The sequence below is a fragment of the Pseudomonas sp. TE24901 genome (assembly GCF_054058375.1).
In genome coordinates this window covers 23,645-36,779 of the sequence record NZ_JBSSAF010000003.1, presented here as the reverse complement: position 1 = coordinate 36,779, position 13,135 = coordinate 23,645, and the positions used below count along the sequence as shown (strand labels likewise).

Below are 13,135 nucleotides of genomic sequence, written 5' to 3'. Positions count from 1 at the left end.
TCCCTCTGACTATGGCAGCGGCAATGCCGATTCGTGGCGCAGCTTGTCGCCCGCAGGGTTGATCGCCTCACGCAGGAAGCCGAAGCCGGTGCGCCGGTCGAGACGGAACAGGGTATTGATGACGTAGACGTCGTCGCGCACCCCGACCACTTCCACCACCTCACTCACGCAGCGGCGGCCGTCGGGCAGGCGGGTCAGCTGGATCACCACGTCCAGCGCCGCGCAGATCATCTGCCGCAGGGTTTTTTCCGCCACCACGCGACCGGTCAGGCCCACCAGGGTCTCTAGGCGCAGCAATGCGTCCTGGGCATTGTTGGCGTGCACGGTGCTCATGGAACCGTCGTGACCGGTGTTCATTGCGGTCATCACATCGAGCACTTCCACGCCACGGATTTCGCCGAGGATGATGCGGTCGGGGCGCATCCGCAGGGCGTTGCGGATCAGGTCACTGGCCTTGACTTCACCGTGGCCCTCGGCATTCGGCGGGCGGGTTTCCAGGCGCACCACGTGGGGGTGGCCCAGTTGCAGTTCGGCCACGTCTTCGATGGTCACCAGGCGCTCGTGAGGGTTGATCAACTGGCTGAGGATGTTGAGCAAGGTGGTCTTGCCGGTGCCCGTACCACCGCTGATCAAAACGTTGCAGCGCTTGCCCACCGCCTCCTGGAAGAACTCGAAGATGCTTTGGTCGATGGTCTGCATCGCCACCAGGTCGCTGCTCTTGAGCATGTCTTTGCGGAACTTACGAATCGACAGGCAGGGGCCGTCCAGGGCAATCGGCGGGATGATTGCGTTGACCCGGCTGCCATCGGGCAGGCGGGCGTCCACCATCGGCGAGGATTCATCCAGGCGCCGGCCCAGCGGTGCGAGGATACGCTGCATCACCCGCTCCACATGGTGAGCGTCGATAAAGCGCAGGTCGCTCTGATGCAGTAAACCGTCGCGCTCGATGAACACCCGGTGCGGGCCGTTGACCAGGATTTCGGTCACCGAGGTGTCGCGCAGCAGCACTTCCAAGGGACCAAAGCCGGTGAGCTCGTCGACAATCTCTTCGGCCAGCCGCTCCATTTCGTAACGGGAAATCGCCAGGTGCATGCGCGTGATGTACTCGGACACTTTGTCGATCACGAACTGCGCGAGGGATTGACGCGAGCCTTCCAGCAGGTTTTTGCCCGACTCTTCGATGGCATCGATGATGTAGCGATGCAGCACCAGTTTCAGGCCGTCGTGATCGCTGTGGCCCGCTACGCCTCGGGCGGGGGCGCCGAAGAGTTTTTCGCCGTTCATCGACCACTTCCCATCAGGCGCTCGAACCAGCTCATCGACGGTTTTGCCAGGCCTTCGGAGCGTTTGGCCAGGCGTTCGCCCAGGGCTTTCAGGGCGTGGGTCAGGTTCTCGCGGGGCGACAAGGTGAACAGGGTCTGGCCCTGGTTCTTGGCATTCAGGCGCACCTCCGGGCTGAACGGCAGCACGGCAATCACCTCCAGGCCGAAGCTTTTGCCGAGGGCCTCGGTGTCCGGGGCGCAGCCCTTGATGTAGCGGTCGACCAGCAGCTTGGCGTGGTCCAGGCGCATGCCTTTTTCGCGCCATTGATTGAGCACCGCCAGGTTGCGCCGGCAGTCGAGCACGCTCTGGTCGGTGCACCACAGCAGCTTGTCGCAATGGCTGACAAAGGTACGCAGCGCCTCGCTGTCGGGCTGGCCGGTGAGGTTCACCACGATGTGCTGAAAGTGCTGGCGCAGGGCGCTGAGCAGCATGTACAGCTCGGCGGCGCTGGTCAGCTCCAGGGGCTCATCGCTGGGGGCATAGGCGAGGATGCGCAAGCCGTCTTCGCTGGCCGCGAAGGCGCTGTTGATCAGGGTGGTGTCGAGGCGGCGCAGGTGGCGCAGGGCGTCGCCGAAGTTGAAGGTACTTTCCAGGCCCAGTAGCGCCAGGCTGTCGCCCCGTGGCAGGCCCAGGTCGAGCAACAGCGTGTGTTGCCCGCTCTTCTGCACGACCATGGCCAGGTGGCTGGCCAGCAAGGCGCCGTCGGCGTTGCCCTGGGTGCCGTAGAGCACGGTGAGGCCGCCGAGCTGGGTGTTCGGCGTGGCAGGTGGCAGGCGCTTGCTCAGGCGCCGCACCAGCCCGGCCACTTCGCTGGAGCGTGAGCCGTAGGCGACAAAATCCCGCGCCCCGGCGCGCATGGCATTGAGCACGAGCTGGTTGTCCATGCCGTCGCCGAGCGCCACGATCGCCAGCATCGGCTTGGCTTCCAGCGCGCCTTCGATCAACGCGCTCTGGGCCACCACGTGCTCGCGGTCCAGGCCCACGAACACCAGGTTGGCAAAGGTCACGTCCACCAGCGCCAGCAGTTCATCCAGGCTGCCGCCACCGGCGCTGACCACCTGGCCCAACGGTGCAAGGGCACCCTGCAGCCATTCCAGGTCGGTGGTGTTGCGTGTGATTGCCAGAAACGTCTGGCTCAGGCTATCGCTCATTGGGAAAGTCCACTGCGACGGTCGAAGTTGCCGTTTTCCAGAAAGAACAGCCGATACCAGTTCGGGTCGTAGTTGCGCAGTTTCTCGCCGGGCAACGAGGGCAATTGGGCGTTGGCCGCCAACGGTTGTACCAAGTGCGGCGTGACGATCATCAACAGCTCTTTTTCTTCACGGCTGATATTGGAGTCGCGGAAAAACGCCCCCAGGATCGGGATGTCACCCAGTCCTGGGAACTTGCTGATGGTGGAGCGGTTGGTGCTGCTGATCAGGCCGCTGATCACGAAGCTTTCGCCATCGGCCAGGGACACGCTGGTGTCGGTACGGCGCACGGTGAGGGCGGGCACCTGGATGCCTTCGATCTGCACCGCGTTGCTGTAGTCCAGCTCGCTGACTTCGGGCGCTACCTTGAGGGTGATGCGGTTACGGTCGATGACGGTGGGCGTGAGTGTCAGGCGGATGCCGAACTCCTTGTACTCGATGGAGATGCTGTCGCTGCCACTGCTGGGGACCGGGATCGGCACTTCGCCACCGGCGAGGAAGGTCGCGCTCTGCCCACTGAGGGCTACCAGGCTGGGACGTGACAGGGTGTAGGCGAAGCCGCTTTGTTCCAGGGCATTGATCATGGCCGAGATCCGCCCGCCACCAAAACCGATGTTGAAGAAACCGTTGTTCACCGCCTGCCCACGGAAACTGTTGGCGGTGGTGGCGGGAATGGAACCGTTGCCCGGGCTGCCGAACAGGAAGTTGCCGCCCTGGCCGAACAACGAGGTGCTGGCCTCCTTGAGCTTGGTGCGACTGACTTCGACGAAGCGGATATCGGTCTGCACCTGGCTGGGTAATGTCGGGTCTTCGGACGGCGGCAGCGACAGGCTCGTCAGGGCTGCGGTGGCCTTGCCTTTGACGAACACCATGCTCTGGCGCGGCGTGGTCGAGCAGCCGGTCCAGACCATCAGGCTGGTTGTCCCGGCGCCCACGCCGGTGAGCAGGAAGTTACGGTCGCCGTTGATCCGCACATCGGCAATCCTGGGGTCGCCGATGGCCAGTCGAGTAATGGCGACCGGCGATTGCAGCTCCTGTTGCAACCCTTCTCCCACTTCAACCACGGCGGGCAACTGGCCCAGGGCGCTGCAGCTACCCGACGCGGCGAAGGCCAAGCCCACGGGCAGGCTCGACAGCATCAGGACCAAGGCCATTTGAGCGTAGCGATGGCTCATTCAAGGCTTCCTTGTTCAATCAGGGCGTTTGTTCGGCGGCTTGCGCACCACGGATCACTTCAATGCCACGGCGTTGGCCGCCTTGGACGGCTGCCACCGGTGCGGTTCTTTTCGGCGGGGGCGCCATGGCCAACTGGGTGAATTGGTAGAGATCGCGGTCGGCGCTTTGCACTTTTTCCACCGAGTCGTTTTCGCCGGCCCAGTAGCGGCTCAGCAGTTGTTCGTCGGCGCTGCGTACGGCCAGGCGCAAAATGCCTGCCTGGGACGCCAGCATCAGGCGGCTCAATAAGGGTTCGGGAACCGCCAGCACCACGGTGCGCGCGCCGGCCCTGCGTTGGGCGGCCTGGGCTTTTTCCTCGGGCGTTGAGGGCGGTATGGTGGCGGGTTTGCCGTCATTGGCCAGGCCCACTTGGTCGCCGACACTGAGCAGGCGCATGGCCGGGATTACCACCTGTGCCGACTGCTCGGTGTTGCCGGGCTCCTGGCGCAGGAACAGCAGGATATCGACGAAGTCGCCGGGGCTCAGTTGGCCGGCGGCGCCGATCACCTCGTCCACCGCCACTGCCAGGGCGCGTTCATCCGGGCGGATCATGCGGGCCAGCGGGCCGCCGGCGCTGAAGTTTTCTTCGCTCAACCAGTTGCCGGCGCCCAGGGTGCGCAAAGGGATGCGACCGATAGCCTGGTCGAGGCGGGTGAGGCTGCCAGCGGGCACGGTGCGCAGGTTTTCAATGACCAGGTCGGTCGCGGCGAGGGGGACGAAGGGGGGCACGTCATGCACTAGCACCACCACCGGCTGGCGGGTTTTGTCTTCGATGGCGGCGACGCTGTTTTCGACGGAAATGACAGGTGCTGCAACAGGTTCCGGTGCGCGGCTCAGCGCCAGCCCCCAATAGCCGGCGATCAAGGCTCCAATTAAAAGCACGCCGGCCAGGATCATGCTGAAACGACTGTTCATGACGGCTCTCCTTATCCCGTTGCACCGCTGCCCGCTAATCCAAACGGGTTAATCCGCAACACTGGCTGCTATGAACATCTAACTATTTCGCTATTGGAAGGTAGTTCAGCTAGGACGAAATGCCATTACCCGCCGCAAAATTTCTCTGAACTAAAAAAGCTTTCATGAAAAACACGGTTTTATGACGCCAACTTTACGACTAATACTTTGTGATTAATTCGTTCTTACAGTTGTGAGGCTGGGGTTTGTTGACAATGCTCTAATGGCACACGGCAATCATCGTGCAACCCAGCTGTACCGGCGCTCTGCGGCGCATTAGGGAGAAGTATTATGATTCTTGACTTGATCTTGAAGGCGTATGTCCAGACCCAGCTGTTCTTCAGGCGCAGGGATGGGGCGTCGGCCATTGAGTATGTGATTATCGTGGCTATCGTCGCGTTGGTTATTATCGGTGCAGGTTCTGGGCTCGGTGATAAAATCAAAAACGTCTTCACTTCTGTATCAAATGCGTTACCGGCGGGTAGTGGCAGTTGATTTTTAACTAAGTTGCATGCAACGCTTTGTTGGCGAATATTAATCACTGGGTATCGTCTATGACACCGTCGTCGTCTCGCCGCCAGCAAATCCTATTGGTGGACGATGAAGAGGACGCCCTGATCGAACTTGCCGAATCCCTCGAAAATGAGGGATTCGTGTGCTTCACCGCCACTTCTGTCACCTTCGCTTTGCAGGAGCTGACCCTCAATCCGGATATCGCCCTGGTCATTACCGACCTGCGCATGCCCGAGGAGAGTGGCATCTCCCTGATCAAGCGCCTGCGCGAACACACCTCGCGTTCACATCTGCCGGTCATCGTGATGTCGGGCCATGCCGAAATGGACGACGTCAGCGACATGCTGCGGCTGCAGGTGCTGGACCTGTTCCGCAAACCGATCTACCTGGTGCGCCTGATCGACACCTTGAACAGCCTGTTCCCCCTGCCCAAACCCCGCCTCTGATCGTAGTGAGCGGGCTTGCCCCGCGCCGAGGCGGCAACTCCCCCCCCCAAAAAAACCAGTCGACGCGGTTTTATTGATGGCATGAGATCGGTGGTGGGGCTGGCGCGGGGCGAGCCCGCTCACTACAAGGACCGGTGTTATACCCCGGCCCCGACGTCGGCCTTCAAAGCTGGTAGCTGAAACTCAGCGAATACCGTGGCCGCCGGTCATAGTTGTCGAACGCCACTTCCGACATTGGCTTGGCCGCCTCCAGCGCGATGTTGTAGTACTTGGCGTCGCCAAAACGCAGGCCCAACGCTGCTGATGACATGTCGTTGCCCTGGATGGGCAGGTCGTTGTACCAAGTCTTGGCGCGGTCAAACACGACGTACGGCTGCAGGATCCTCACCCAGTCGCCGGCGCGGTTGTAACTGTAATTGACCTCGTACGCCAAGCCCCAGCCCTTGTCGCCTGACCCCTGGTCATCGGGGTAGCCACGGCCGAAGTTTTGCCCGCCAAAGGTGGCGCGCTCGCTGTCGGGCAGGGTGTCATTGGTCCAGTAAGCGGCCGCCGACAGTACGCCTTGCCAGTTATCGAACAGCTTGTTGCTCTGCACCCCGGACAGGCGCACGCGGAAGAAGTCGAGGTCTGGCGTGAGGCCGCCGAAGTCCGAGTGGGTCTTGGCGCCCATGCCGTTGATGCCCTGATACAACCCGGCGCTGAGGATGCGCAGTTGGGTGGTGTCAGCCGTACGCCAGTCGCCTTCAACCGCGACGGCGCGCAGGTCGGTTTTCAGGTCAAAGCGTTGCGGGAAACCTTCCAGTTTGTAGCGGGTGGTCTGGTCGACGGCGTACAGGCGCGTGCCCAGGCTCAACGACTCGCTGGGCGAGGCGATAAAGGGGTGGGTGAAACCGATGGAGTAACGATCGATTTCCTGATGCGGCTTCAGCTCCAGGCCGTCGCCCAGTTGCACGTTGGTACGCGGGTCGGCGCGATAGCGTTCGCCCGACAACACCAGTTGCGTGCCTTCGGCATTGATGAATTGGCTATACGCCGCACGGTAGTAATGCTCTTTGTCGTTCCCGGGTGGGAACAGGCCACTGACACTCAGTTGCTCGCCCATGGATGTTTGCGAATTGCTGGTGGCGCTGAGCAGCGCCTGGGTGCCGCCCCGGCTGGCTTCGGTGAGGCTCATGCTGGTGGTGAACGGCTTGCGGCTGGCGGTGATTTGCATATGCGTGCCGCCGCCAGTGGTGCTGGGTGGCGGTACTTGGGCTTGCAGTGTCACGCCCGGAATGGTGCTCATCAAGGTGGTGTAGCGCTCGAAGGTCTTGCGGGTCAGTGGGCGTTCGGCCTTGAGTTTTTCTGCCAGTTTGTCGATGTAGGACGAGACCGGGCCGACGTCGCCTTGCAGTTGGTAGTCGCGGATATAACCCTCCACCACCACCACGTGCACCAGGCCGTCGTCGAAGCTCTGTTCTGGCAGGAACGCGTAGGACAGCAGGTAGCCATCCTGTTGATAGCGCCGGGTGATACCGCGCGTGGCTTCGATCAACTGGGCCAGGTTGGTCTCGTGGCCAGTCAGCGGCTCGAAGACCTGGGCCAATTCCTTGAGCGGGTAAATCGTACCGCCGTCGATCTGCAGTTTGCGAATGGTCACTTTGGTGTCCATCAACAAGGGTTGGGCTTCGGTGGCGGCGGGTGTCGGCAGTTGGGTTTGCGGGGCGACCGGACGATAGGCGTCGGCGGGCAGGTTGGGCACGGGCAGGTTGCGGATGGTGTCGTTGCTATTGAGGAAGCTGGGTAGGGTATCGGCGCAGGCGTAGGTACTGAGGGTGAGCAACAACAACGGCGTCAAGGCGCGCATAGGACACTCCATGGTCAAAGCAGCAGCGTTTCGCAGATTCCCGCCGGGCTCTGGGGGCGCGGTTCGGGTACTTCCGGGACATTTCATTTGCCCATAAAAAAGACGAGAGGCTTATAAGGTCTCTCGTCTCAACCAAGCGTAGGCGCTGTAGGGGAGGCCGTCTAATCGGCCAGGTGCAATTCTATTTTTTGCCGGTCAGGCCACCGAGCAGGCCGCCCAGCAGACCACCGTTGGCGTTGGCGTTGGCGCCGGCACTGGCCCCTGCGGAGGCAGATGCGCTACCCCCCAGGTTCAGGCCGCCACCGAGCAAACCACCACCGGCGTTGGTGCCTCCGGTGACCAGGCCACCGATGGACGCTACGGTGCCACCGACCGCGCTGACAGTGCCGCCCAAGGCGTTGGTGACCGGGTTGGCGTTGGCGCCGCTGAGGGCACCGCCCAGGTTGCTGACTGCGCCGCCTACGTTGGTGACCAGGCCGTTGATCGGTGCACCCAGGCCGGTTGCGCCGCCGACGTTTTGGGTCAGGCTGGTGACGCCGTTGGTCACAGGGTTAAGGGCATTTCCGAGCACCTGAGTCACTTGCCCAACCGGTGCGCCCGCTGCGGTGTTCGGTACGCCACTGCCACCCAGCAGAGTGCCCAGGGACGCCACGGTGCCGCCGGCTTTGCCACCGGTAGCGCCCGCTGCGCTGACCACACCGTTGGTGCTGCCTGCATCGAGGCCGTTGCCGGCGCCTGCGATAATGCCGCCAATCAGTTCTGGCAGGCCGAGGTTACCGGTGCCGCCCGTGCCGCCGCCGCTACCACTGCCGGAGCCGGTGCCGGTGGCTGGGTCGACATAGCCGCTGGCTTTATCCACCACGGTGCCTACGCCATTGAGTACGTTACCCACGATGCCGGTCACAGGGTTGCCAGTGCCGCCAGCGTCGGCGACTTTATCGCCCAAGCCGTCGACGGTGCTGCCGACTTTCTTCAACAGGCCGCCGACTGGCGTATCCAGGCCGGTCGCGGTGCCCACTTGGCCGGTGGTTTTTTCCACCAGTGAGACCACCGGTACCAACACCTTGCCGCCGACGGTATTGGTGACCGAACCCAGAGGGCCGGTGGTGCTCGCCGTGCTCAAGGTGTCGCCGAGCATGGTCACGACATTGCCGACCTTGTCGACCACGCCACCAACAACAGGGGCTGCGCCGGCAACGACCGGTACGTTCCCCAGCAGGGTGGCCACGTTGCCGCCTGTGGTGCTGACGCCATCGCCCAGATCGGCTACGCCTTTGCCGACACCGGCCAGTGTTTTGCCCAGTGCATTGCTGTCGGTGCCAATGGTACCGAGTCCTGTGGACAGGCCGTCGCCGATGCTGCCGACCGCGGTGCCAGTGGCGGTCACCAGGCCGCCCGTGGTTGCGCCGACAATCGGCAAGCTGCCAAGGGTGGTGCCCAGGCTTTTGACGGCGCCACCGACGCCGGTCACGGTGTCACCCAGGGTGTCGACCACGGTCGCGGTCACCAGCGGTGTGGTGGTACCGCCACCGGTGCCACCGCCTGTTCCGCCACCTGTTCCGCCGCCAGTGCCACCACCGGTCCCGCCACCTGTACCACCGCCCGTACCGCCACCGGCTGCCGAGTCGGTTGAAGCCGAACCACCACTGTGATGCCCACCACCACCGCTGCTGCAGCCTCCGAGCGCCAATGCGACTGCCAGGGCCAGCGCGGTACTTGTTTTCCAGATCACCACTTGAGTTTGAGTGTTCATGATTGAGTTCCTTGCACCTGTACAACCTTGGGTTGTTTTCAAACGCTCGTTATTTCTTGGATAGCGATGCGTTTGTCCGTGTGGCTATAACAGTCCCGGGCACTCTTTCTCACAATGCTCAACTTGGTATTAACGATTTATATACTGGGTTCAAGCCAGGGCTTAATGACTAATACCAAAGCGATAAAGGGTAGATGTATCTAGATATATATATTTTAAAAATCAATGACATAAATAAAATAGCGGGCTTAAAAAAGCCCGCTATAACTTAGGATGTATATATACAATTAATCGGTGATTTTTACGCGATCGGCTGCCACTTGCCTACCATGTGTTGTAGATCGCCCGTACCTTTCAACAGCAACTCGCCGCTGGAACCTGGGGCACTGCAATACAGGGTGACTTCACTGGGCAAGCGCACGGGCTTGTTGAACTCGACATGCAGTTCAATATTGGCAGCGGGCAAATGTTCACCCAGCGCAGCCAGGGTATGCGCTTTGTTCCACAACCCGTGGGCGATGGCTTGTGGGAACCCGAACAGCTTGGCGGTGAGGGCGCTGAGGTGGATCGGGTTGTAGTCGCCTGAGACCCGCGCGTAACGGCGACCGATATCGGCAGGGGCTTTCCAGCGCGTCAGTTCGCTGACTTGGGTGGGCGTGGGCAACGGATTATCCAGCGCTTCGCCTTCGAGCTTGACGCCCCGACACAGCATGCGGCTTTCGGCCTCCCACAACAGCCCTAGGGAATCCTCTGCGGTGGTCAGTAAGTCAAAGGTCGCCCCTTTGCTGTGGGGCTGGAGGTTGCAGGCCTGTACGCTGATCGTCAGTTCACTGACGCCACCCAAGGGGCGGTGAATGCGGATGCGGTTGCTCAGGTGAACCAACCCCAGTAACGGAAAGGGAAAATCCTTCGCCGTGAGCAACTGCATCTGCAGGCCGAACGCCAGGATATGCGGATAAGTCGCCGGCAAGATCGGGCTGTCGGCGAAACCACAGACCTTGCGGTACGCCGCCACGTCATTGGGGTTGATGCGCACCCGGCAGCGCAAGCCCTGTTCGGGCAAGGTGCTGCCGGTGATCTTGCGCTTGAGCGCCGCCCGCCAATACAACGGCGGCAAGAAGGGTGTGCTGCCTAAGGTGTGCCAATCCATGTTTATGCTCCCAAAAGACTTTGCCCACACACCCGCAACGCTTGCCCGCTGACCGCGCCGCTGCCCGGCTGACCGAGCCAGGCGACGGCTTCGGCGACGTCCTGGGGCAGGCCGCCCTGGCCCAGCGAACTCATGCGCCGCCCGGCTTCACGCAAGGCGAAGGGGATATGTGCGGTCATCTGGGTTTCGATAAAACCGGGCGCGACGGCATTGATGCTGATACCCCGCGCTTGAAGCAGCGGCGCCCAGGCTTGGGCCAGCCCGATCAAGCCGGCCTTGCTCGCGGCATAGTTAGTTTGCCCACGGTTGCCGGCAATGCCGCTAATGGAGGCCAGCAACACCACGCGGGCGTTGTCGTGCAAGGTGCCGCTGTCGAGCAATGCCTGGGTCAGCACCTGCGGGGCGTTGAGGTTGACGGCCAGCACGGCGTCCCAGTATTCCGGGGTCATGTTGGCCAGGGTCTTGTCGCGGGTGATACCTGCGTTATGTACCAGGATGTCGAGGCCGTCGGGCAGGTGTTCCACCAACCGCGTGGCGGCATCTTCAGCGCAGATATCCAGCACCACCGTGCGTGCGCCCAGGCGCGCGGCGAGGGCTTCGAGGTCAGCCTTGGCCTGGGGCACGTCGAGCAGAATGACGTCAGCGCCATCGCGGGCCAGGGTTTCAGCGATGGACGCACCGATGCCCCGGGCAGCGCCCGTGACCAGCGCCTTGCGCCCGGCGAGGGGGCGCGTCCAATCTTCGACCGGGGTGGCACACGCTGCCAGGCGAATGACCTGGCCGGAGATGTAGGCGCTTTTCGGTGAAAGGAAGAAGCGCAGGGCGCCCTCCAGTTGGTCCTCGGCACCCTCGCCGACGTAGAGCAATTGCAGCACGCCGCCGTTGCGCAGCTCCTTGGCGAGTGAGCGGCTGAACCCCTCGAGGGCACGTTGGGCGCTGGCGGCAAAAGGATCGCTGAGGGTTTCCGGAGCGCGGCCGAGAATCACCAGGTGCGCGCTGTTATCCAGGTTCTTCAGAAGGGGCTGAAAGAACTCGCGCAATTGCTTGAGCTGATCGGTGTGTTGCAGGTCGCTGGCGTCGAACACCACCGCCTTGAGCTTGGGACCATGCCCGGGAATCCACGTCGAGGTCTCGGTGCCGTAGGTGTAGGTCGCGTCGGTCAGCTTGTGGGCGAACGCCTGTACCTTGGCCGTCAGCTCACCGCCGCCCAGTAACAGCGCACCTTCAACTGGGCGCAGGCGCCCGGCTTGCCAGCGTTCCAGGCGTACCGGTGACGGCAGGCCAAGGGCAGCGACCAGGCGATGACCGAGGCTTGAGTTGGCGAAGTCGATATAACGGTCAGACATGGAACGCTCTCCGAAAGCTGGGGTTCAAAGGGTTGACCACCCCGGGGCGGTAGTCGTTCGATCAGCCTAGGCTAGGCTGGATGATTACACCCACAACCCACAGGGAGCTTTCCATGACTCAATTGCGCCGTGTAGCGATCATTGGCGGTAACCGCATTCCTTTCGCTCGCTCCAATGGCCCGTACGCCACGGCGAGCAACCAGGCGATGCTGACCGCAGCCCTTGAAGGCCTGATCGAACGCTACAACCTGCACGGCCTGCGCCTGGGCGAAGTGGCTGCCGGCGCGGTGCTCAAGCACTCCCGGGACTTCAACCTTACTCGCGAATGCGTGCTCGGCTCGCGCCTGTCGCCGCAAACCCCGGCCTATGACATTCAGCAGGCCTGTGGCACGGGGCTGGAAGCGGCGTTGCTGGTGGCTAACAAGATTGCCCTCGGCCAGATCGAATGCGGCATCGCCGGTGGCGTGGACACCACCTCCGATGCGCCAATCGGCGTGAATGAAGGGCTGCGCAAGCTCCTGCTGCAGGCCAACCGCAGCAAATCGTTGGGGGATAAATTAAAACTCCTGTTACAACTTCGTCCCCATCACCTCAAGCCCGAGCTGCCACGCAACGGCGAACCGCGCACCGGGTTGTCCATGGGTGAGCATTGCGAGTTGATGGCGCAGACTTGGCAGATTCCCCGCGCCGAACAGGACCAGTTGGCCCTGGAAAGCCATCAGAAAATGGCCGCCGCCTACGCCGAAGGCTGGCACAACGATTTGCTCACGCCGTTCCTGGGCCTGACCCGCGACAACAACCTGCGCCCCGACCTGACCCTGGAAAAACTCGCCAGCCTCAAGCCGGTGTTCGAGCGCAGTGAAAAGGGCACGCTCACGGCGGGCAACTCCACGCCACTGACGGATGGCGCCTCATTGGTGCTGCTGGGCAGCGAAGCCTGGGCCAAGGAACGTGGCCTGCCGATCCTGGCCTACTGGCGCGACGGTGAAGCGGCGGCGGTGGATTTCGTCAACGGCGCGGAAGGCCTGTTGATGGCGCCGGTGTATGCGGTGCCGCGTCTGCTGGCGAGGAATGGACTGACGTTGCAGGACTTCGATTACTACGAGATCCACGAGGCCTTCGCTGCCCAGGTTTTGTGCACGCTCAAGGCCTGGGAAGATGCCGACTACTGCAAGACGCACCTGGGGCTTGACGCGCCCTTGGGGTCCATCGACCGCAGCCGGCTGAATGTGAAGGGCAGTTCCTTGGCGGCGGGGCACCCGTTTGCGGCCACGGGCGGGCGTATTGTCGCCAACCTGGCCAAGTTGCTGGACGCGGCGGGCAAGGGGCGTGGGCTGATTTCCATCTGTGCGGCAGGCGGGCAGGGGGTTACGGCGATCATTGAGCGCTGAAATTGGCA

11 protein-coding genes are annotated in these 13,135 nt (G+C 62.5%); 3 read left to right on the top strand and 8 right to left on the bottom strand.

Annotated features, from left to right (window positions below):
• Window positions 1–9 precede the first annotated feature (9 nt).
• The 4 genes from ACVWVP_RS06450 to cpaB are packed head-to-tail and all read right to left on the bottom strand — an operon-like array spanning window position 10 to window position 4,643.
• The gene (locus tag ACVWVP_RS06450) at window positions 10–1,284 is read right to left on the bottom strand and encodes a CpaF family protein (RefSeq protein ID WP_178918466.1); all 1,275 of its coding nucleotides are present in this window, start codon (window positions 1,282–1,284) and stop codon (window positions 10–12) included.
• Complete coding sequence (locus tag ACVWVP_RS06445) at window positions 1,281–2,474, bottom strand: AAA family ATPase (RefSeq protein WP_178918467.1); 1,194 nt, start codon at window positions 2,472–2,474, stop codon at window positions 1,281–1,283. Before ACVWVP_RS06445 ends, ACVWVP_RS06450 begins: the two co-directional genes overlap by 4 nt.
• Complete coding sequence (locus ACVWVP_RS06440) at window positions 2,471–3,688, bottom strand: type II and III secretion system protein family protein (RefSeq protein WP_178918468.1); 1,218 nt, start codon at window positions 3,686–3,688, stop codon at window positions 2,471–2,473. Before ACVWVP_RS06440 ends, ACVWVP_RS06445 begins: the two co-directional genes overlap by 4 nt.
• Window positions 3,689–3,707: 19 nt before the next feature.
• Window positions 3,708–4,643, bottom strand: coding sequence for a Flp pilus assembly protein CpaB (gene cpaB / locus ACVWVP_RS06435; RefSeq protein WP_457404814.1), 936 nt, complete (start codon window positions 4,641–4,643; stop codon window positions 3,708–3,710).
• 330 nt (window positions 4,644–4,973) lie between these two features.
• Here cpaB and ACVWVP_RS06430 point away from each other — a divergent pair, with 330 nt between their 5' ends.
• Together ACVWVP_RS06430 and ACVWVP_RS06425 are read left to right on the top strand one after the other, a co-directional pair.
• Window positions 4,974–5,177, top strand: a complete 204-nt coding sequence (locus ACVWVP_RS06430) for a Flp family type IVb pilin (RefSeq protein WP_178918470.1) — start codon at window positions 4,974–4,976, stop codon at window positions 5,175–5,177.
• 59 nt (window positions 5,178–5,236) lie between these two features.
• Window positions 5,237–5,641 (top strand): response regulator, encoded by a 405-nt coding sequence (locus ACVWVP_RS06425; protein ID WP_176999411.1) that lies wholly within the window; start codon window positions 5,237–5,239, stop codon window positions 5,639–5,641.
• Between the two features lie 163 nt (window positions 5,642–5,804).
• On the opposite strand, the gene ACVWVP_RS06420 is transcribed toward ACVWVP_RS06425, so the two are convergent.
• From ACVWVP_RS06420 to ACVWVP_RS06405, 4 genes are all read right to left on the bottom strand, one after another.
• Window positions 5,805–7,487, bottom strand: a complete 1,683-nt coding sequence (locus ACVWVP_RS06420; RefSeq protein ID WP_178918471.1) for a ShlB/FhaC/HecB family hemolysin secretion/activation protein — start codon at window positions 7,485–7,487, stop codon at window positions 5,805–5,807.
• 181 nt (window positions 7,488–7,668) lie between these two features.
• Window positions 7,669–9,240 (bottom strand): collagen-like triple helix repeat-containing protein, encoded by a 1,572-nt coding sequence (locus tag ACVWVP_RS06415; protein WP_457404809.1) that lies wholly within the window; start codon window positions 9,238–9,240, stop codon window positions 7,669–7,671.
• Window positions 9,241–9,541: 301 nt separating this feature from the next.
• Window positions 9,542–10,390 carry a MaoC family dehydratase gene (locus ACVWVP_RS06410; RefSeq protein WP_457404808.1) on the bottom strand — a complete coding sequence of 283 codons (849 nt, stop codon included), beginning with the start codon at window positions 10,388–10,390 and terminating at the stop codon, window positions 9,542–9,544.
• Between the two features lie 2 nt (window positions 10,391–10,392).
• Window positions 10,393–11,736 carry a 3-oxoacyl-ACP reductase gene (locus tag ACVWVP_RS06405; protein WP_259172572.1) on the bottom strand — a complete coding sequence of 448 codons (1,344 nt, stop codon included), beginning with the start codon at window positions 11,734–11,736 and terminating at the stop codon, window positions 10,393–10,395.
• A 113-nt stretch (window positions 11,737–11,849) separates the two neighbouring features.
• On the opposite strand from ACVWVP_RS06405, the gene ACVWVP_RS06400 reads away from it, so the two are divergent.
• Window positions 11,850–13,127: an acetyl-CoA C-acetyltransferase gene (locus tag ACVWVP_RS06400; RefSeq protein ID WP_457404806.1), complete on the top strand. Its 1,278-nt coding sequence runs from the start codon at window positions 11,850–11,852 to the stop codon at window positions 13,125–13,127.
• The last annotated feature ends 8 nt before the right edge of the window (window positions 13,128–13,135 follow it).

Coding starts and splice junctions, on each gene's coding strand:
- ACVWVP_RS06440 (WP_178918468.1), bottom strand. CDS start 3,688: ATGAGCCATCGCTACGCTCAAATGGCCTTGGTCCTGATGCTGTCGAGC.
- cpaB (WP_457404814.1), bottom strand. CDS start 4,643: ATGAACAGTCGTTTCAGCATGATCCTGGCCGGCGTGCTTTTAATTGGA.
- ACVWVP_RS06415 (WP_457404809.1), bottom strand. CDS start 9,240: ATGAACACTCAAACTCAAGTGGTGATCTGGAAAACAAGTACCGCGCTG.
- ACVWVP_RS06445 (WP_178918467.1), bottom strand. CDS start 2,474: ATGAGCGATAGCCTGAGCCAGACGTTTCTGGCAATCACACGCAACACC.
- ACVWVP_RS06430 (WP_178918470.1), top strand. CDS start 4,974: ATGATTCTTGACTTGATCTTGAAGGCGTATGTCCAGACCCAGCTGTTC.
- ACVWVP_RS06405 (WP_259172572.1), bottom strand. CDS start 11,736: ATGTCTGACCGTTATATCGACTTCGCCAACTCAAGCCTCGGTCATCGC.
- ACVWVP_RS06420 (WP_178918471.1), bottom strand. CDS start 7,487: ATGCGCGCCTTGACGCCGTTGTTGTTGCTCACCCTCAGTACCTACGCC.
- ACVWVP_RS06450 (WP_178918466.1), bottom strand. CDS start 1,284: ATGAACGGCGAAAAACTCTTCGGCGCCCCCGCCCGAGGCGTAGCGGGC.
- ACVWVP_RS06400 (WP_457404806.1), top strand. CDS start 11,850: ATGACTCAATTGCGCCGTGTAGCGATCATTGGCGGTAACCGCATTCCT.
- ACVWVP_RS06425 (WP_176999411.1), top strand. CDS start 5,237: ATGACACCGTCGTCGTCTCGCCGCCAGCAAATCCTATTGGTGGACGAT.
- ACVWVP_RS06410 (WP_457404808.1), bottom strand. CDS start 10,390: ATGGATTGGCACACCTTAGGCAGCACACCCTTCTTGCCGCCGTTGTAT.